Origin of the sequence: Comamonas sp. 26, assembly GCF_002754475.1 — a bacterium.
In the GTDB taxonomy this organism is placed as follows: Bacteria; Pseudomonadota; Gammaproteobacteria; order Burkholderiales; family Burkholderiaceae_C; genus Comamonas.
This window is the reverse complement of record NZ_PEFL01000003.1, coordinates 1-20,862: the sequence shown is the minus strand read 5'-3', so window position 1 is coordinate 20,862 and position 20,862 is coordinate 1. Positions and strand designations below refer to the sequence as shown.

General features: G+C 52.9%; 4 protein-coding genes, 5 tRNA genes, 7 rRNA genes and 1 pseudogene. All 17 read left to right on the top strand.

Features of this window, described 5'->3' with window-relative positions; all coding sequences use genetic code 11:
* Positions 1-8: 8 nt before the first annotated feature.
* Positions 9-1,475 (top strand): TrkH family potassium uptake protein, encoded by a 1,467-nt coding sequence (locus tag CLU84_RS18275; protein ID WP_099739145.1) that lies wholly within the window; start codon positions 9-11, stop codon positions 1,473-1,475.
* Between the two features lie 79 nt (positions 1,476-1,554).
* A complete protein-coding gene (gshA, locus tag CLU84_RS18270; RefSeq protein WP_099739143.1) occupies positions 1,555-2,850 on the top strand; it encodes a glutamate--cysteine ligase in 1,296 nt (431 codons plus the stop codon).
* 79 nt (positions 2,851-2,929) lie between these two features.
* A pseudogene (locus CLU84_RS18265) lies at positions 2,930-4,797 on the top strand (potassium transporter Kup).
* Positions 4,798-4,935: 138 nt separating this feature from the next.
* On the top strand, positions 4,936-6,114 hold the full coding sequence (locus CLU84_RS18260; RefSeq protein WP_099739141.1) for a benzoate/H(+) symporter BenE family transporter: 1,179 nt from the start codon (positions 4,936-4,938) through the stop codon (positions 6,112-6,114).
* 72 nt (positions 6,115-6,186) lie between these two features.
* Positions 6,187-7,137, top strand: a complete 951-nt coding sequence (gene gshB / locus CLU84_RS18255) for a glutathione synthase (protein WP_099739139.1) — start codon at positions 6,187-6,189, stop codon at positions 7,135-7,137.
* A 411-nt stretch (positions 7,138-7,548) separates the two neighbouring features.
* Positions 7,549-9,081, top strand: a 16S ribosomal RNA gene (locus CLU84_RS18250).
* Between the two features lie 100 nt (positions 9,082-9,181).
* Positions 9,182-9,258: transfer RNA gene (locus CLU84_RS18245), tRNA-Ile, on the top strand.
* 29 nt (positions 9,259-9,287) lie between these two features.
* Positions 9,288-9,363: transfer RNA gene (locus CLU84_RS18240), tRNA-Ala, on the top strand.
* A 418-nt stretch (positions 9,364-9,781) separates the two neighbouring features.
* A 23S ribosomal RNA gene (locus CLU84_RS18235) occupies positions 9,782-12,661 on the top strand.
* Positions 12,662-12,841: 180 nt separating this feature from the next.
* Positions 12,842-12,954, top strand: a 5S ribosomal RNA gene (rrf, locus tag CLU84_RS18230).
* A gap of 352 nt (positions 12,955-13,306) precedes the next feature.
* A 16S ribosomal RNA gene (locus tag CLU84_RS18225) occupies positions 13,307-14,839 on the top strand.
* 100 nt (positions 14,840-14,939) lie between these two features.
* Positions 14,940-15,016: transfer RNA gene (locus tag CLU84_RS18220), tRNA-Ile, on the top strand.
* Positions 15,017-15,045: 29 nt separating this feature from the next.
* A tRNA-Ala gene (locus CLU84_RS18215) sits at positions 15,046-15,121 on the top strand.
* Between the two features lie 418 nt (positions 15,122-15,539).
* Positions 15,540-18,415 (top strand): 23S ribosomal RNA (locus CLU84_RS18210).
* 180 nt (positions 18,416-18,595) lie between these two features.
* A 5S ribosomal RNA gene (rrf, locus tag CLU84_RS18205) occupies positions 18,596-18,708 on the top strand.
* A 352-nt stretch (positions 18,709-19,060) separates the two neighbouring features.
* Positions 19,061-20,586 (top strand): 16S ribosomal RNA (locus CLU84_RS18200).
* Together the 16S, 23S and 5S rRNA genes with 5 tRNA genes alongside form the textbook arrangement of a ribosomal RNA operon.
* Before the next feature lie 99 nt (positions 20,587-20,685).
* Positions 20,686-20,762 (top strand) — tRNA-Ile (locus CLU84_RS18195).
* Positions 20,763-20,862 lie beyond the last annotated feature (100 nt).

The following is a 20,862-nucleotide window of genomic DNA, read 5'->3' as shown; positions in this document are numbered from 1 at the left end:
CTGCTCCCATGAAAGACCTGCTTCCTGTCCTGCGCGTGCTGGGCATGTTGATGATCATGTTTGCCGCTTCCATGCTCCTGCCTTTTGGCGTCTCATGGTTCATGCAGGATGGCATCTGGCGCATCTACCCCTGGGCGATTGGCCTGACCGTGAGCGTGGGCCTGCTGCTGTGGGGCGGTCTGCATCGCTACAAGCAGGACTTGCAGCCGCGCCATGGTGTGATTCTGGTGACGCTGGTGTGGGTGGTGTTGCCGCTGTGCGCCATGGTTCCGCTGATGATGGGGCTGAGCCGGGTGGGTATCTCCATCAGCTTTACCCATGCCTATTTTGAAGCAGTTTCTGGCCTGACGACAACCGGGGCGACCATTCTCAACGGGCTGGATCAACTGCCGGTATCCATCAATGTGTGGCGTACTTTCATGCAGTGGATGGGCGGCATGGGGATTCTGATTCTGGCTGTGGCCATTCTCCCGCTGCTGGGTGTTGGAGGGGCGCAACTGTTTCGCGCTGAGGCGGCTGGCCCCGTTAAAGATACCAAGCTCACCCCGCGCATTACCGAAACCGCCAAGGGCCTGTGGGGCGTGTACGCGCTGTTCTCCATCGGCTGCTTTCTTGCCTTCTGGGTCTGTGGCATGCGGCCGCTCGATGCGCTGATGCATATGTTTGCCACGGTAAGTCTGGGTGGCTTGTCCTCGCACGACAGCAGCTTTGCCTATTTCAATTCGCCCCTGCTGGAGGCCGCTGCGCTGCTGTTCATGCTGCTGGCCAGCTGCAACTTTGCGCTGTACTTTGTGGCCATGCGCAAGGGGCGGCTAGACAGCTTTATGCGTGACCCCGAAATGCGCGCCACGATTGGCGTGCTGGTGGGGGCGGGTCTGCTGGTGGCGCTGCTGCTCTGGGTCAAGGGCGTGTACGGCCCGCTGGATGCACTGCGCTTTGGCATGTTCCACACCGTCTCGGTGGCCACCACCACGGGCTTTTCCACCACAGACTATCTTTCCTGGCCGGTTTTCATTCCGGTACTACTGCTGCTGCTCTCCGGGGTGGCCACCAGCGCGGGTTCGACTGGCGGCGGCATCAAGATGGTGCGCATGCTGATTCTGGTCAAGCAGGCCAGGCGCGAAATGACGCGCCTTGTGCATCCGCGCGCTGTGCAACCCGTGCGCTTGGGCGATGCAGTGGTGGATAACCCGATGATTTTTTCGGTGCTGGCCTACATGCTTGTCTATGGCGCCACGGTCATTGTGTTGAGCATGGTGTTGCTGCTGACGGACCTTGATCCTCTGACTGCTTTTTCTGCTGTTCTGGCCAGTGTGCATTGCATGGGGCCAGGACTTGGGGCGATTGGGCCGGCATCCAACTACACGGTGTTGACTGATTTCCAGATCTGGGTGTGTACTCTAGCCATGCTGCTGGGGCGGCTTGAGATCCTGAGTTTTATGGCTTTGCTGACGCCGGCTTTCTGGCGTCGCTGAGACAAAAAACTAGGGAAAACACCTATCTCATGCTCCAATCTCTACAATCGCACCCCACCACCGTCTCCTGAGGGTATTTATGGTTCCACATCTTGTCACGGCTTTGACCGGCCCCATTAACGAACTTGAGCAGCGCGTTCTCGATTCAATGCCTGCCATCGAGCGTTGGTTCCGCCTTGAATGGATGGAGCACACGCCACCGTTCTATTGCTCGGTGGACATTCGTAATGCGGGTTTCAAGCTGGCACCGGTGGACACCAACCTGTTTCCGGGTGGCTGGAACAATCTCACCGATGAAATGCTGCCGCTGGCCGTACAGGCTGCGATGGCTGCTATCGAAAAGATATGTCCTGAAGCGCGCAATCTGCTCATCATTCCTGAGAACCACACGCGCAACACCCACTATCTGGCCAGCGTGCTGCAGCTCAAGCGCATCTTCTCCATGGCGGGTCTCAATGTGCGCATTGGCTCCATCAGCCCAGAGATCAAGAAGACACTGTCCATCACTTTGCCATTGGGTGATGTGATTCAGCTAGAGCCGGTGATTCGTAGCAAGCGCCGTCTGGGCCTCAAGGATTTCGACCCCTGCACCATCCTGCTGAACAACGATTTGTCCACAGGCGTTCCCGGGATTGTCGAAGAGCTGTACGAGCAATATCTGCTGCCACCTTTGCATGCAGGCTGGAATGTGCGCCGCAAGAGCCGCCATTTTCAGAGCTATGAAGAAGTCGGCAAGCGCTTTGGCAAGCTGCTGGGGATTGATCCGTGGCTGATCAACCCGCTGTTTGGTCAGGTGGAGAATATCGACTTTGCCGAAGGCACGGGTATGGACGCGCTGGCCGATCAGGTCGATGTGATCCTCTCCAAGGTGCGCCGCAAGTACAAGGAATACGGCATCAAGGAAAAGCCGTTTGCCGTGGTCAAGGCCGACAACGGCACCTACGGCATGGGCGTGATGACCGTGCGTGATGCCAAGGAGCTGGCTGCACTGCCGCGCAAGAGCCGCAACAAGATGGGCATCATTAAAGACGGCCAGACCGTGCATGACGTCATCGTGCAGGAAGGCGTGCTGACCTATGAGCGCATGCACAATGCCGTGGCCGAGCCCGTGGTCTACATGATGGATCGCTATGTGGTGGGCGGCTTCTACCGCATGCACCCTGAGCGCGGTGAGGACGAAAACCTCAATGCCCCCGGTGCCGGCTATGTGCCGCTGGCCTTCCAGCAGAGCAATCACCTGCCTCAGGCGGGCATGCGCCCTGGTGCCAGCGCACCTAATCGCTTCTATATGTATGGCGTGGTAGCACGTTTGGCCATGTTGGCGGCGAGCTATGAGCTGGAAGCCACTAATCCTGACGCAGAAATCTACGACTGATATCGCATGTGCGCGGGACAGCGCACAATGCCGTCAATTTCATCACTCGGTGACTGCCTTACGAGTCGCTTCCTGACCTGTGCAAAATTCGAAATCCTCGCTAGGCGCCCTGACCTTGGGTGCAATTGGTGTTGTCTATGGAGACATTGGCACCAGTGTTTTGTACTCGGTTAAGGAGGTTTTCGGCTCAGGCCATGTGCCTTTTACACCGGCCAACGTCTACGGCGTGCTCTCGGTACTGTTCTGGACGCTGACGGTCATCGTCTCTCTCAAATATGTGGTTCTGGTGCTGCGCGCCGATAACAACGGCGAGGGGGGCTGGTGGCCATGCTGGCTCTGGCATCGCAGACCGTCAAAGACAAGCCGCGCCTCTCTAGCGCGCTGTTTCTGGTGGGCATGTTCGGTACCTCGCTGTTTTATGGCGATGGGGTGATCACCCCGGCAATCTCCGTGCTCTCGGCGGTTGAGGGGCTGGAGGTCATCTCGCCGCATTTCACCAAGGCGGTGATTCCGCTGACGCTGGTGATTTTGTTTCTGCTGTTCTTTGTGCAAAAGCGCGGTACGGCAGGCATTGGCAAGTTCTTTGGCCCCATCACGGTCGCCTGGTTTGCCTGTATCGCCTTGCTGGGCGTGCGCCAGATCATGGGCCACCCTGAAATTTTGGCGGGCCTGAGCCCACACTACGCCGTACTGTTCATCTGGAACAACCCCGGCACCAGCTTCATCATTCTGGGCGCCGTGGTGCTCTGCGTGACCGGTGCGGAAGCGCTGTATGCCGACCTGGGGCACTTTGGCAAAAAACCGATTCGCCTAGCCTGGTTCAGCATCGCCATGCCGGCGCTGACGTTGAACTACTTTGGCCAGGGTGCGCTGCTGCTGGCCAACCCAGAGGCCGTGAAGAACCCGTTTTTCATGATGGCACCCAGCTGGGCTCTGCTGCCGCTGGTCATCATGGCCACCATGGCCACCGTGATTGCCTCGCAGGCGCTGATTACTGGTGCCTTCAGCGTGACCCGCCAGGTCATTCAACTGGGTTATTTTCCGCGCTTTGAGGTACGCCACACCAGCGTGAAGGAAACCGGTCAGATCTATATGCCGCTGGTCAACTGGGGTCTGTTTGTGGCGATTGCGCTGGCCGTGCTGTTGTTCAGAAGCAGTGGCAATCTGGCCGCGGCCTACGGTATTGCGGTGACGCTGGACATGCTGATCACCACCATGCTGACCTTCTTCGTGATTCGCTATCGCTGGAACTACCCGCTGGCTCTGTGCCTGCTGAGCACTGGTTTCTTCTTCTTGGTGGACTTGGCTTTCTTTGCTTCCAACCTGCTCAAGCTGTTTGAAGGCGGCTGGTTCCCACTGCTTATTGGTGGCACGGTCTTTACGCTGATGATGACCTGGCGCCGTGGCCGTGACCTGCTGCATCAGAAGCTGCAGGCCGACGCGCTGAATTTGCGCAATTTTCTGGAATCCACTTGGCGTCATCCGCCCACGCGCGTACCGGGCACGGCGGTGTTCCTCTCGGGCGAGCCGGGCACGGTGCCCCATGCGCTGCTGCACAACCTCAAGCACAACAAGGTGCTGCATGAGCGCAATCTCTTTGTGACCGTGCGCAATCATGAGGTGCCATGGGTAGGTCTGGATAAACGGGTGGAGTCCGAGTCGCTGGGAGGCGACTGCTGGGAAGTCATGATTCACTATGGCTTCAAGAATGAGCCCGATGTACCCGCCGCGCTGGCGCAGCTGCGTACCCAGGGTTGTTTGCTGGACCCTATGTCCACCAGCTACTTCCTGTCGCGTGATGTGATCATTCCGCGCATGAACAACTCCATGGCCCACTGGAGGGAGAAGCTGTTTGCCCAGATGCACCGCAACGCCAGCCGTGTTGCAGACTTTTTGCACCTGCCCAGCAATTCGGTGGTGGAGCTGGGCTCCAAGATCGAGCTGTAAGAACTTTGACTCAAATAGTGCTTTAGCGCTTTATATATAAGCGCTAGCAGCTACTCATTTAATAGTGGTGCGTTTGAGCTGCATCTGTCGTCGCACATGCGGCAGAAAATCTGGCCGACCTGATGCCAGAATGCGCAGATGCGCTTTTTCAAAGACTTGAGTCCTGCCGCTGTTGCCGCAGGCTTTGTGGCGGTTCTGGTCGGTTTTACCAGCTCTGTGGCTCTGGTGTTTCAGGCGGCGCAGGCTTTTCATGCCACGCCTGAGCAAATCACCTCCTGGATCTGGGCGCTGGGTCTGGGCATGGGGCTTTGCTCGCTGGTGCCCTCGCTTATTTTGCGTATGCCCGTCATGGTGGCATGGTCCACGCCGGGTGCGGCGGTATTGGCTACGGCCGGTCTGGCGGGTGGTTTCTCTATGGGCGAGGCCATCGGAGCCTTTATCGTCAGCGCGGCGCTCATCATTTTGGTGGGCGTGACTGGTTGGTTCGAGCGCATCATGAACCGCATCCCTATGGAAATTGCCTCAGCCCTGCTGGCCGGGGTGCTGGCCAAGTTCGGCATGCAGGCCTTCTCAGCGGCAGAGAGCAATCTGCCTCTGGTGCTGGTCATGCTGCTGGCCTATCTGCTGTCGCGTCGCATGGTTCCGCGCTACGCCGTCATCATTACCTTGCTGGTTGGCACGCTCTGGGCCGCACTGCGGGGGCAAATGCAGTGGTCGGCCGTGCATGCTGGGCTGGCGATTCCGGTTTATACGGCTCCCGAGTTCTCGCTGCAGGCGCTCATCAGCCTAGCCTTGCCCCTGTTTGTGGTGACCATGGCTTCTCAGAATCTGCCGGGTGTAGCGGTAATCCGTGCCACAGGCTATCCAATTCCTGTGTCTCGCATCATCAGCACCACGGGCGTGGCGACCTTGCTGCTGGCGCCGTTTGGCGGCTATGCTTTGAACCTGAGCGCCATTACTGCTGCTATCTGTATGGGTGATGAGGCCCATGAGGATAGAAACAAGCGCTACACCGCTGCAGCTGTGTGCGGCCTGCTATATATATTGATAGGTATCTTTGGTGCCATCGTCACCGGGTTGCTGACGGCCTTTCCTAAAGAGTTGGTCGCCTGCATTGCGGGCTTGGCCCTGCTGGGCTCCATTGGTGGCGGTATGGCGACCGCTTTCAAAGATGAAAAACATCGGGAGGCAGCGCTCATCACCTTCCTCGTTACGCTTAGCGGCGTAGTCATTGGCGGCGTGGGCTCGGCATTCTGGGGCGTGGTTGCTGGTAGTCTGGCTTTGTTCGTCCAGAGCTTCCGAGCTCGGGCGGTTTGATCATCTGCTGCCCTTTGTGGTGTTATGCCCGGGTGGGCATGATGCCTATATCTACCGATAGAGTTCATTACCATGCAAATACTGTTTGTTGCCGATCCGCTGGAATCCTTTGTTATCTACAAAGACTCCACCTTTGCCATGATGCGCGAGGCCCAGCGCCGTGGTCACCAGATCGTGGTCTGCGAGCCCAAGCACATTTCTTGGCAAAGCGGTGGCAAGGTAAAAGCGCAGGTGCGCTACATCTCGCTGACCGGTAATAAGGATGCTTGGTTTGATGAAACAGCCTGCAAAGCGGTGAACCTGGCTGACTTTGGTGCCATCGTCATGCGCAAGGATCCTCCTTTTGATTCCGAGTTCTTCTATGCCACGCACATGCTCAGCCAAGCCGAGCGTGAAGGTGCCAAGGTCTTCAACAAGCCCAGTTCCCTGCGCGAGCACCCTGAAAAGCTCGCCATCATGGAATTTGCGCAGTTCATCTCGCCCACCTTGGTTACACGCAGCGCTCAGGACATCCGTGCGTTCCATGAAGAGCACAAAGACATCATCCTCAAGCCACTTGATGGCATGGGTGGCATGGGTATCTTCCGCGTCGGTGAAGATGGCCGCAACCTGGGCAGCATTATCGAAACCCTGAATCAGGGCGGTGCAATCAGTGTCATGGTGCAGAAGTTCCTGCCCGACATCGTTCATGGCGACAAGCGAATCCTCATTATTGGCGGGAAGCCTGTCCCCTTCTGTCTGGCTCGCATCCCTCAAGGTAATGAAGTGCGCGGTAACCTGGCTGCAGGCGGTAAGGGCGTGGCTCAGCCCTTGGCTAAACAAGACAAAGCCATTGCAGAGTTCATCGGTGCAGAACTGGTCAAGCGTGGCTTGCTACTCATTGGTCTGGATGTCATCGGCCATAACGTCACCGAGATCAATGTGACCAGTCCTACCTGCTTCCAGGAGATCTTTGACCAGACAGGCTGTGATGTCGCAGCACTGTTTGTCGATGCCTTGGAATCTGCGGCCCTGTCCTTGTAAGAAAAAAGAAGCCAGACAGGCCAAGGCCTGTCTGGCTTCTTTTTCGATTGTCTTGGTGCGGGTTGCGAAGTGCTTAAATTTCTGTGTACAATGCAAGGCTGCACTGAACGAGATCACTTGGTTTTCTCGAGGTAAATCAAGAAATTGAAATGCTGAAAGTTGTGCTACAATTCAAGGCTTCGCTGATCACAGCAAGCAACGAAATTCAAAAGTGGTTCTGCCGGTTTTGAGTTCTCGGTTCCTTAAAAAAATACAGCCGATAAGCGTGGGCGTTTGATGGCAAGCAGCCAGTTCTTCGGAACAAAACTCTTCGGAGTATCAAGCGCTCACAAAAACAGTAATTATTGAAGAATTTATTCTTCTTGATTCCGTCAAGTGAGTGAGCAGTCGAAAGACTTTAAATTCAAGATCGAACTATAGAGTTTGATCCTGGCTCAGATTGAACGCTGGCGGCATGCTTTACACATGCAAGTCGAACGGTAACAGGTCTTCGGATGCTGACGAGTGGCGAACGGGTGAGTAATACATCGGAACGTGCCTAGTAGTGGGGGATAACTACTCGAAAGAGTAGCTAATACCGCATGAGATCTACGGATGAAAGCAGGGGATCGCAAGACCTTGTGCTACTAGAGCGGCTGATGGCAGATTAGGTAGTTGGTGGGGTAAAGGCTCACCAAGCCAACGATCTGTAGCTGGTCTGAGAGGACGACCAGCCACACTGGAACTGAGACACGGTCCAGACTCCTACGGGAGGCAGCAGTGGGGAATTTTGGACAATGGGCGAAAGCCTGATCCAGCAATGCCGCGTGCAGGATGAAGGCCCTCGGGTTGTAAACTGCTTTTGTACGGAACGAAAAGCTCTGGGCTAATATCCCGGAGTCATGACGGTACCGTAAGAATAAGCACCGGCTAACTACGTGCCAGCAGCCGCGGTAATACGTAGGGTGCAAGCGTTAATCGGAATTACTGGGCGTAAAGCGTGCGCAGGCGGTTATGTAAGACAGAGGTGAAATCCCCGGGCTCAACCTGGGAACGGCCTTTGTGACTGCATGGCTAGAGTACGGTAGAGGGGGATGGAATTCCGCGTGTAGCAGTGAAATGCGTAGATATGCGGAGGAACACCGATGGCGAAGGCAATCCCCTGGACCTGTACTGACGCTCATGCACGAAAGCGTGGGGAGCAAACAGGATTAGATACCCTGGTAGTCCACGCCCTAAACGATGTCAACTGGTTGTTGGGTCTTAACTGACTCAGTAACGAAGCTAACGCGTGAAGTTGACCGCCTGGGGAGTACGGCCGCAAGGTTGAAACTCAAAGGAATTGACGGGGACCCGCACAAGCGGTGGATGATGTGGTTTAATTCGATGCAACGCGAAAAACCTTACCCACCTTTGACATGTACGGAAGTTACCAGAGATGGTTTCGTGCTCGAAAGAGAACCGTAACACAGGTGCTGCATGGCTGTCGTCAGCTCGTGTCGTGAGATGTTGGGTTAAGTCCCGCAACGAGCGCAACCCTTGCCATTAGTTGCTACATTCAGTTGAGCACTCTAATGGGACTGCCGGTGACAAACCGGAGGAAGGTGGGGATGACGTCAAGTCCTCATGGCCCTTATAGGTGGGGCTACACACGTCATACAATGGCTGGTACAAAGGGTTGCCAACCCGCGAGGGGGAGCTAATCCCATAAAGCCAGTCGTAGTCCGGATCGCAGTCTGCAACTCGACTGCGTGAAGTCGGAATCGCTAGTAATCGTGGATCAGAATGTCACGGTGAATACGTTCCCGGGTCTTGTACACACCGCCCGTCACACCATGGGAGCGGGTCTCGCCAGAAGTAGGTAGCCTAACCGCAAGGAGGGCGCTTACCACGGCGGGGTTCGTGACTGGGGTGAAGTCGTAACAAGGTAGCCGTATCGGAAGGTGCGGCTGGATCACCTCCTTTCTGGAAAAATGCTGCTTTAAATTGAACGTCCACACTTATCGGTTGTTGGAACAAGCCAAAGCTTGATAGGCAAGGAAACTTGCTTGTTGTGTTGAGGAATGGGTCTGTAGCTCAGCTGGTTAGAGCACTGTGTTGATAACGCAGGGGTCGTTGGTTCGAGCCCAACTAGACCCACCAAGATTCCAATGCCAGTGCAAGAGGATCCTGGGGGATTAGCTCAGCTGGGAGAGCACCTGCTTTGCAAGCAGGGGGTCGTCGGTTCGATCCCGTCATCCTCCACCAAGTTTAAAAATGATAGCGCCTGAAGGTGCTATAATCGTTGGCTCAGCAGATGTTGCAAGGCATGAGGTTGAGAAGCAAGAAAACAGAAATTCAATATAAAAGCAGTCTGAAGCAGACTGCTTTTATATTGATCTTTGATCAATAGGCTGTTCTTTAAAAATTCATAGAGTCGAAATCAGCGTTGCTGGTGGAAAGCGCAAACCAAGGTTTGTGCACCGTGCCATCAGCAACTTTTTGATTGCGTCAAAACAAATATTTTGCGAAAGCAAAGATATTTAGTAATGACGAATATTCTCTAAGCTGTATCGAAAGATACAGCCAAAGATATTCACATTACGGCATAACGCGTGAGGTGCAAGACCTCACCAGTCTTTGAAATCTAGAGCTTTGTGTTTCGCAAGAGACGTCAAAGTTATAGGGTCAAGTGACTAAGAGCATATGGTGGATGCCTTGGCGATGATAGGCGACGAAAGACGTGATAGCCTGCGATAAGCTTCGGGGAGCTGGCAAATAAGCTTTGATCCGGAGATTTCTGAATGGGGGAACCCACCTCGCAAGAGGTATCGCATGATGAATACATAGTCATGCGAAGCGAACCTGGAGAACTGAAACATCTAAGTACCCAGAGGAAAAGACATCAACCGAGATTCCGATAGTAGTGGCGAGCGAATTCGGAAGAGCCTTGCAGTGATAGTCGACCGGTTAACAAAATGGCATGGAAAGGCCAACCATAGTGGGTGATAGTCCCGTATGTGAAAACCGATCGGTGGTACTAGGCTGCAGACAAGTAGGGCGGGGCACGAGAAACCCTGTCTGAATATAGGGGGACCATCCTCTAAGGCTAAATACTCATCATCGACCGATAGTGAACCAGTACCGTGAGGGAAAGGCGAAAAGAACCCCGGGAGGGGAGTGAAATAGATCCTGAAACCGTATGCTTACAAAAAGTCGGAGCCTCGTAAGGGGTGACGGCGTACCTTTTGTATAATGGGTCAGCGACTTACATTCAGTGGCAAGCTTAACCGAATAGGGGAGGCGCAGAGAAATCGAGTCCGAATAGGGCGATCAGTCGCTGGGTGTAGACCCGAAACCAAGTGATCTATCCATGGCCAGGATGAAGGTGCCGTAACAGGTACTGGAGGTCCGAACCCACTAATGTTGCAAAATTAGGGGATGAGCTGTGGATAGGGGTGAAAGGCTAAACAAACTTGGAAATAGCTGGTTCTCTCCGAAAACTATTTAGGTAGTGCCTCAAGTATTACCGTCGGGGGTAGAGCACTGTTTAGGCTAGGGGGTCATGGCGACTTACCAAACCTATGCAAACTCCGAATACCGACGAGTACAGCTTGGGAGACAGAGCACCGGGTGCTAACGTCCGGACTCAAGAGGGAAACAACCCAGACCGCCAGCTAAGGTCCCTAAAATTGGCTAAGTGGGAAACGAAGTGGGAAGGCTAAAACAGTCAGGATGTTGGCTTAGAAGCAGCCATCATTTAAAGAAAGCGTAATAGCTCACTGATCGAGTCGTCCTGCGCGGAAGATGTAACGGGGCTAAGCCAGTTACCGAAGCTGCGGATGTGTCATTTATGGCACGTGGTAGGAGAGCGTTCTGTAAGCCTGTGAAGGTGTCTGGAGACGGATGCTGGAGGTATCAGAAGTGCGAATGCTGACATGAGTAGCGTTAAAGGGGGTGAAAAGCCCCCTCGCCGTAAGCGCAAGGTTTCCTACGCAACGTTCATCGGCGTAGGGTGAGTCGGCCCCTAAGGCGAGGCAGAGATGCGTAGCTGATGGGAAACAGGTCAATATTCCTGTACCGATCAATAGTGCGATGTGGGGACGGAGAAGGTTAGCTCAGCCAACTGTTGGATATGTTGGTTCAAGCCTGTAGTCATGCCTGGTAGGCAAATCCGCCGGGCTAAGATGAGGGGTGATAACGAGTCTGCTTGCAGACGAAGTGAGTGATACCCTGCTTCCAGGAAAAGCCACTAAGCTTCAGCTATTGACGACCGTACCGCAAACCGACACTGGTGCGCGAGATGAGTATTCTAAGGCGCTTGAGAGAACTCAGGAGAAGGAACTCGGCAAATTAACACCGTAACTTCGGGAGAAGGTGTACCCCAAGTCAGTGAAGTTGAACAAACGGAGCTAAAAGGGGTTGCAAAAAATTGGTGGCTGCGACTGTTTAATAAAAACACAGCACTCTGCAAACACGAAAGTGGACGTATAGGGTGTGACGCCTGCCCGGTGCTGGAAGATTAAATGATGGGGTGCAAGCTCTTGATTGAAGTCCCAGTAAACGGCGGCCGTAACTATAACGGTCCTAAGGTAGCGAAATTCCTTGTCGGGTAAGTTCCGACCTGCACGAATGGCGTAACGATGGCCACACTGTCTCCTCCTGAGACTCAGCGAAGTTGAAATGTTTGTGATGATGCAATCTCCCCGCGGAAAGACGGAAAGACCCCATGAACCTTTACTGTAGCTTTGTATTGGACTTTGAACGGATCTGTGTAGGATAGGTGGGAGGCTTTGAAGTGTGGTCGCTAGATCACATGGAGCCAACGTTGAAATACCACCCTGGTGCGTTTGAGGTTCTAACCTTGGTCCATTATCTGGATCGGGGACAGTGCATGGTAGGCAGTTTGACTGGGGCGGTCTCCTCCCAAAGCGTAACGGAGGAGTTCGAAGGTACGCTAGTTACGGTCGGACATCGTGACGATAGTGCAATGGCATAAGCGTGCTTAACTGCGAGACTGACAAGTCGAGCAGATGCGAAAGCAGGACATAGTGATCCGGTGGTTCTGTATGGAAGGGCCATCGCTCAACGGATAAAAGGTACTCTGGGGATAACAGGCTGATACCGCCCAAGAGTTCATATCGACGGCGGTGTTTGGCACCTCGATGTCGGCTCATCTCATCCTGGGGCTGTAGTCGGTCCCAAGGGTATGGCTGTTCGCCATTTAAAGAGGTACGTGAGCTGGGTTTAAAACGTCGTGAGACAGTTTGGTCCCTATCTTCCGTGGGCGCTGCAGATTTGAGGAAGCCTGCTCCTAGTACGAGAGGACCGGAGTGGACACACCTCTGGTGTACCTGTTGTCACGCCAGTGGCATCGCAGGGTAGCTAAGTGTGGAAGAGATAACCGCTGAAAGCATCTAAGCGGGAAACTCGTTTCAAGATGAGATCTGCCGGGGCCTTGAGCCCCCTGAAGGGTCGTTGTAGACCACGACGTTGATAGGCTGGGTGTGGAAGCGCAGTAATGCGTTAAGCTAACCAGTACTAATTGCCCGAGCGGCTTGACCCTATAACTTTGGGTTTAGCTCAGAAATGAAAAGACAGAATGAATCATGCAAGTGATCATTCAAGTTATGCCAAAAAGGCGCAATCGAATAAGCTGATCGAGACTCTATGAATTCGTTGGATTGAAAGTGAGCTTTGATTAAGAAGTTAATCGAAGAGCGATCAATCTGACAAAAAGTTTATGCCTGATGACCATAGCAAGTTGGTACCACTCCTTCCCATCCCGAACAGGACCGTGAAACGACTTAGCGCCGATGATAGTGCGGGTTCCCGTGTGAAAGTAGGTCATCGTCAGGCTCTTACGCCAAAACGCCTGGCTCACGCCAGGCGTTTTCTTCTCTCTCTTCGAAAGAGGGGTGAGAAGAAAACGCAAAAACGTTTTTAAAGTGCTGCAAAACAGTGCTAAAATCTAAGGCTTCGCTGATCACAGCAAGCAACGAAATTCAAAAGTGGTTCTGCCGGTTTTGAGTTCTCGGTTCCTTAAAAAAATACAGCCGATAAGCGTGGGCGTTTGATGGCAAGCAGCCAGTTCTTCGGAACAAAACTCTTCGGAGTATCAAGCGCTCACAAAAACAGTAATTATTGAAGAATTTATTCTTCTTGATTCCGTCAAGTGAGTGAGCAGTCGAAAGACTTTAAATTCAAGATCGAACTATAGAGTTTGATCCTGGCTCAGATTGAACGCTGGCGGCATGCTTTACACATGCAAGTCGAACGGTAACAGGTCTTCGGATGCTGACGAGTGGCGAACGGGTGAGTAATACATCGGAACGTGCCTAGTAGTGGGGGATAACTACTCGAAAGAGTAGCTAATACCGCATGAGATCTACGGATGAAAGCAGGGGATCGCAAGACCTTGTGCTACTAGAGCGGCTGATGGCAGATTAGGTAGTTGGTGGGGTAAAGGCTCACCAAGCCAACGATCTGTAGCTGGTCTGAGAGGACGACCAGCCACACTGGAACTGAGACACGGTCCAGACTCCTACGGGAGGCAGCAGTGGGGAATTTTGGACAATGGGCGAAAGCCTGATCCAGCAATGCCGCGTGCAGGATGAAGGCCCTCGGGTTGTAAACTGCTTTTGTACGGAACGAAAAGCTCTGGGCTAATATCCCGGAGTCATGACGGTACCGTAAGAATAAGCACCGGCTAACTACGTGCCAGCAGCCGCGGTAATACGTAGGGTGCAAGCGTTAATCGGAATTACTGGGCGTAAAGCGTGCGCAGGCGGTTATGTAAGACAGAGGTGAAATCCCCGGGCTCAACCTGGGAACGGCCTTTGTGACTGCATGGCTAGAGTACGGTAGAGGGGGATGGAATTCCGCGTGTAGCAGTGAAATGCGTAGATATGCGGAGGAACACCGATGGCGAAGGCAATCCCCTGGACCTGTACTGACGCTCATGCACGAAAGCGTGGGGAGCAAACAGGATTAGATACCCTGGTAGTCCACGCCCTAAACGATGTCAACTGGTTGTTGGGTCTTAACTGACTCAGTAACGAAGCTAACGCGTGAAGTTGACCGCCTGGGGAGTACGGCCGCAAGGTTGAAACTCAAAGGAATTGACGGGGACCCGCACAAGCGGTGGATGATGTGGTTTAATTCGATGCAACGCGAAAAACCTTACCCACCTTTGACATGTACGGAAGTTACCAGAGATGGTTTCGTGCTCGAAAGAGAACCGTAACACAGGTGCTGCATGGCTGTCGTCAGCTCGTGTCGTGAGATGTTGGGTTAAGTCCCGCAACGAGCGCAACCCTTGCCATTAGTTGCTACATTCAGTTGAGCACTCTAATGGGACTGCCGGTGACAAACCGGAGGAAGGTGGGGATGACGTCAAGTCCTCATGGCCCTTATAGGTGGGGCTACACACGTCATACAATGGCTGGTACAAAGGGTTGCCAACCCGCGAGGGGGAGCTAATCCCATAAAGCCAGTCGTAGTCCGGATCGCAGTCTGCAACTCGACTGCGTGAAGTCGGAATCGCTAGTAATCGTGGATCAGAATGTCACGGTGAATACGTTCCCGGGTCTTGTACACACCGCCCGTCACACCATGGGAGCGGGTCTCGCCAGAAGTAGGTAGCCTAACCGCAAGGAGGGCGCTTACCACGGCGGGGTTCGTGACTGGGGTGAAGTCGTAACAAGGTAGCCGTATCGGAAGGTGCGGCTGGATCACCTCCTTTCTGGAAAAATGCTGCTTTAAATTGAACGTCCACACTTATCGGTTGTTGGAACAAGCCAAAGCTTGATAGGCAAGGAAACTTGCTTGTTGTGTTGAGGAATGGGTCTGTAGCTCAGCTGGTTAGAGCACTGTGTTGATAACGCAGGGGTCGTTGGTTCGAGCCCAACTAGACCCACCAAGATTCCAATGCCAGTGCAAGAGGATCCTGGGGGATTAGCTCAGCTGGGAGAGCACCTGCTTTGCAAGCAGGGGGTCGTCGGTTCGATCCCGTCATCCTCCACCAAGTTTAAAAATGATAGCGCCTGAAGGTGCTATAATCGTTGGCTCAGCAGATGTTGCAAGGCATGAGGTTGAGAAGCAAGAAAACAGAAATTCAATATAAAAGCAGTCTGAAGCAGACTGCTTTTATATTGATCTTTGATCAATAGGCTGTTCTTTAAAAATTCATAGAGTCGAAATCAGCGTTGCTGGTGGAAAGCGCAAACCAAGGTTTGTGCACCGTGCCATCAGCAACTTTTTGATTGCGTCAAAACAAATATTTTGCGAAAGCAAAGATATTTAGTAATGACGAATATTCTCTAAGCTGTATCGAAAGATACAGCCAAAGATATTCACATTACGGCATAACGCGTGAGGTGCAAGACCTCACCAGTCTTTGAAATCTAGAGCTTTGTGTTTCGCAAGAGACGTCAAAGTTATAGGGTCAAGTGACTAAGAGCATATGGTGGATGCCTTGGCGATGATAGGCGACGAAAGACGTGATAGCCTGCGATAAGCTTCGGGGAGCTGGCAAATAAGCTTTGATCCGGAGATTTCTGAATGGGGGAACCCACCTCGCAAGAGGTATCGCATGATGAATACATAGTCATGCGAAGCGAACCTGGAGAACTGAAACATCTAAGTACCCAGAGGAAAAGACATCAACCGAGATTCCGATAGTAGTGGCGAGCGAATTCGGAAGAGCCTTGCAGTGATAGTCGACCGGTTAACAAAATGGCATGGAAAGGCCAACCATAGTGGGTGATAGTCCCGTATGTGAAAACCGATCGGTGGTACTAGGCTGCAGACAAGTAGGGCGGGGCACGAGAAACCCTGTCTGAATATAGGGGACCATCCTCTAAGGCTAAATACTCATCATCGACCGATAGTGAACCAGTACCGTGAGGGAAAGGCGAAAAGAACCCCGGGAGGGGAGTGAAATAGATCCTGAAACCGTATGCTTACAAAAAGTCGGAGCCTCGTAAGGGGTGACGGCGTACCTTTTGTATAATGGGTCAGCGACTTACATTCAGTGGCAAGCTTAACCGAATAGGGGAGGCGCAGAGAAATCGAGTCCGAATAGGGCGATCAGTCGCTGGGTGTAGACCCGAAACCAAGTGATCTATCCATGGCCAGGATGAAGGTGCCGTAACAGGTACTGGAGGTCCGAACCCACTAATGTTGCAAAATTAGGGGATGAGCTGTGGATAGGGGTGAAAGGCTAAACAAACTTGGAAATAGCTGGTTCTCTCCGAAAACTATTTAGGTAGTGCCTCAAGTATTACCGTCGGGGTAGAGCACTGTTTAGGCTAGGGGTCATGGCGACTTACCAAACCTATGCAAACTCCGAATACCGACGAGTACAGCTTGGGAGACAGAGCACCGGGTGCTAACGTCCGGACTCAAGAGGGAAACAACCCAGACCGCCAGCTAAGGTCCCTAAAATTGGCTAAGTGGGAAACGAAGTGGGAAGGCTAAAACAGTCAGGATGTTGGCTTAGAAGCAGCCATCATTTAAAGAAAGCGTAATAGCTCACTGATCGAGTCGTCCTGCGCGGAAGATGTAACGGGGCTAAGCCAGTTACCGAAGCTGCGGATGTGTCATTTATGGCACGTGGTAGGAGAGCGTTCTGTAAGCCTGTGAAGGTGTCTGGAGACGGATGCTGGAGGTATCAGAAGTGCGAATGCTGACATGAGTAGCGTTAAAGGGGTGAAAAGCCCCCTCGCCGTAAGCGCAAGGTTTCCTACGCAACGTTCATCGGCGTAGGGTGAGTCGGCCCCTAAGGCGAGGCAGAGATGCGTAGCTGATGGGAAACAGGTCAATATTCCTGTACCGATCAATAGTGCGATGTGGGGACGGAGAAGGTTAGCTCAGCCAACTGTTGGATATGTTGGTTCAAGCCTGTAGTCATGCCTGGTAGGCAAATCCGCCGGGCTAAGATGAGGGGTGATAACGAGTCTGCTTGCAGACGAAGTGAGTGATACCCTGCTTCCAGGAAAAGCCACTAAGCTTCAGCTATTGACGACCGTACCGCAAACCGACACTGGTGCGCGAGATGAGTATTCTAAGGCGCTTGAGAGAACTCAGGAGAAGGAACTCGGCAAATTAACACCGTAACTTCGGGAGAAGGTGTACCCCAAGTCAGTGAAGTTGAACAAACGGAGCTAAAAGGGGTTGCAAAAAATTGGTGGCTGCGACTGTTTAATAAAAACACAGCACTCTGCAAACACGAAAGTGGACGTATAGGGTGTGACGCCTGCCCGGTGCTGGAAGATTAAATGATGGGGTGCAAGCTCTTGATTGAAGTCCCAGTAAACGGCGGCCGTAACTATAACGGTCCTAAGGTAGCGAAATTCCTTGTCGGGTAAGTTCCGACCTGCACGAATGGCGTAACGATGGCCACACTGTCTCCTCCTGAGACTCAGCGAAGTTGAAATGTTTGTGATGATGCAATCTCCCCGCGGAAAGACGGAAAGACCCCATGAACCTTTACTGTAGCTTTGTATTGGACTTTGAACGGATCTGTGTAGGATAGGTGGGAGGCTTTGAAGTGTGGTCGCTAGATCACATGGAGCCAACGTTGAAATACCACCCTGGTGCGTTTGAGGTTCTAACCTTGGTCCATTATCTGGATCGGGGACAGTGCATGGTAGGCAGTTTGACTGGGGCGGTCTCCTCCCAAAGCGTAACGGAGGAGTTCGAAGGTACGCTAGTTACGGTCGGACATCGTGACGATAGTGCAATGGCATAAGCGTGCTTAACTGCGAGACTGACAAGTCGAGCAGATGCGAAAGCAGGACATAGTGATCCGGTGGTTCTGTATGGAAGGGCCATCGCTCAACGGATAAAAGGTACTCTGGGGATAACAGGCTGATACCGCCCAAGAGTTCATATCGACGGCGGTGTTTGGCACCTCGATGTCGGCTCATCTCATCCTGGGGCTGTAGTCGGTCCCAAGGGTATGGCTGTTCGCCATTTAAAGAGGTACGTGAGCTGGGTTTAAAACGTCGTGAGACAGTTTGGTCCCTATCTTCCGTGGGCGCTGCAGATTTGAGGAAGCCTGCTCCTAGTACGAGAGGACCGGAGTGGACACACCTCTGGTGTACCTGTTGTCACGCCAGTGGCATCGCAGGGTAGCTAAGTGTGGAAGAGATAACCGCTGAAAGCATCTAAGCGGGAAACTCGTTTCAAGATGAGATCTGCCGGGGCCTTGAGCCCCCTGAAGGGTCGTTGTAGACCACGACGTTGATAGGCTGGGTGTGGAAGCGCAGTAATGCGTTAAGCTAACCAGTACTAATTGCCCGAGCGGCTTGACCCTATAACTTTGGGTTTAGCTCAGAAATGAAAAGACAGAATGAATCATGCAAGTGATCATTCAAGTTATGCCAAAAAGGCGCAATCGAATAAGCTGATCGAGACTCTATGAATTCGTTGGATTGAAAGTGAGCTTTGATTAAGAAGTTAATCGAAGAGCGATCAATCTGACAAAAAGTTTATGCCTGATGACCATAGCAAGTTGGTACCACTCCTTCCCATCCCGAACAGGACCGTGAAACGACTTAGCGCCGATGATAGTGCGGGTTCCCGTGTGAAAGTAGGTCATCGTCAGGCTCTTACGCCAAAACGCCTGGCTCACGCCAGGCGTTTTCTTCTCTCTCTTCGAAAGAGGGGTGAGAAGAAAACGCAAAAACGTTTTTAAAGTGCTGCAAAACAGTGCTAAAATCTAAGGCTTCGCTGATCACAGCAAGCAACGAAATTCAAAAGTGGTTCTGCCGGTTTTGAGTTCTCGGTTCCTTAAAAAAATACAGCCGATAAGCGTGGGCGTTTGATGGCAAGCAGCCAGTTCTTCGGAACAAAACTCTTCGGAGTATCAAGCGCTCACAAAAACAGTAATTATTGAAGAATTTATTCTTCTTGATTCCGTCAAGTGAGTGAGCAGTCGAAAGACTTTAAATTCAAGATCGAACTATAGAGTTTGATCCTGGCTCAGATTGAACGCTGGCGGCATGCTTTACACATGCAAGTCGAACGGTAACAGGTCTTCGGATGCTGACGAGTGGCGAACGGGTGAGTAATACATCGGAACGTGCCTAGTAGTGGGGGATAACTACTCGAAAGAGTAGCTAATACCGCATGAGATCTACGGATGAAAGCAGGGGATCGCAAGACCTTGTGCTACTAGAGCGGCTGATGGCAGATTAGGTAGTTGGTGGGGTAAAGGCTCACCAAGCCAACGATCTGTAGCTGGTCTGAGAGGACGACCAGCCACACTGGAACTGAGACACGGTCCAGACTCCTACGGGAGGCAGCAGTGGGGAATTTTGGACAATGGGCGAAAGCCTGATCCAGCAATGCCGCGTGCAGGATGAAGGCCCTCGGGTTGTAAACTGCTTTTGTACGGAACGAAAAGCTCTGGGCTAATATCCCGGAGTCATGACGGTACCGTAAGAATAAGCACCGGCTAACTACGTGCCAGCAGCCGCGGTAATACGTAGGGTGCAAGCGTTAATCGGAATTACTGGGCGTAAAGCGTGCGCAGGCGGTTATGTAAGACAGAGGTGAAATCCCGGGCTCAACCTGGGAACGGCCTTTGTGACTGCATGGCTAGAGTACGGTAGAGGGGGATGGAATTCCGCGTGTAGCAGTGAAATGCGTAGATATGCGGAGGAACACCGATGGCGAAGGCAATCCCTGGACCTGTACTGACGCTCATGCACGAAAGCGTGGGGAGCAAACAGGATTAGATACCCTGGTAGTCCACGCCCTAAACGATGTCAACTGGTTGTTGGGTCTTAACTGACTCAGTAACGAAGCTAACGCGTGAAGTTGACCGCCTGGGGAGTACGGCCGCAAGGTTGAAACTCAAAGGAATTGACGGGGACCCGCACAAGCGGTGGATGATGTGGTTTAATTCGATGCAACGCGAAAAACCTTACCCACCTTTGACATGTACGGAAGTTACCAGAGATGGTTTCGTGCTCGAAAGAGAACCGTAACACAGGTGCTGCATGGCTGTCGTCAGCTCGTGTCGTGAGATGTTGGGTTAAGTCCCGCAACGAGCGCAACCCTTGCCATTAGTTGCTACATTCAGTTGAGCACTCTAATGGGACTGCCGGTGACAAACCGGAGGAAGGTGGGGATGACGTCAAGTCCTCATGGCCCTTATAGGTGGGCTACACACGTCATACAATGGCTGGTACAAAGGGTTGCCAACCCGCGAGGGGAGCTAATCCATAAAGCCAGTCGTAGTCCGGATCGCAGTCTGCAACTCGACTGCGTGAAGTCGGAATCGCTAGTAATCGTGGATCAGAATGTCACGGTGAATACGTTCCCGGGTCTTGTACCACCGCCGTCACACCATGGGAGCGGGTCTCGCCAGAAGTAGGTAGCCTAACCGCAAGGAGGGCGCTTACCACGGCGGGGTTCGTGACTGGGGTGAAGTCGTAACAAGGTAGCCGTATCGGAAGGTGCGGCTGGATCACCTCCTTTCTGGAAAAATGCTGCTTTAAATGAACGTCCACACTTATCGGTTGTTGGAACAAGCCAAAGCTTGATAGGCAAGGAAACTTGCTTGTTGTGTTGAGGAATGGGTCTGTAGCTCAGCTGGTTAGAGCACTGTGTTGATAACGCAGGGGTCGTTGGTTCGAGCCCAACTAGACCCACCAAGATTCCAATGCCAGTGCAAGAGGATCCTGGGGATTAGCTCAGCTGGGAGAGCACCTGCTTTGCAAGCAGGGGGTCGTCGGTTCGATCCCGTCATCCTCC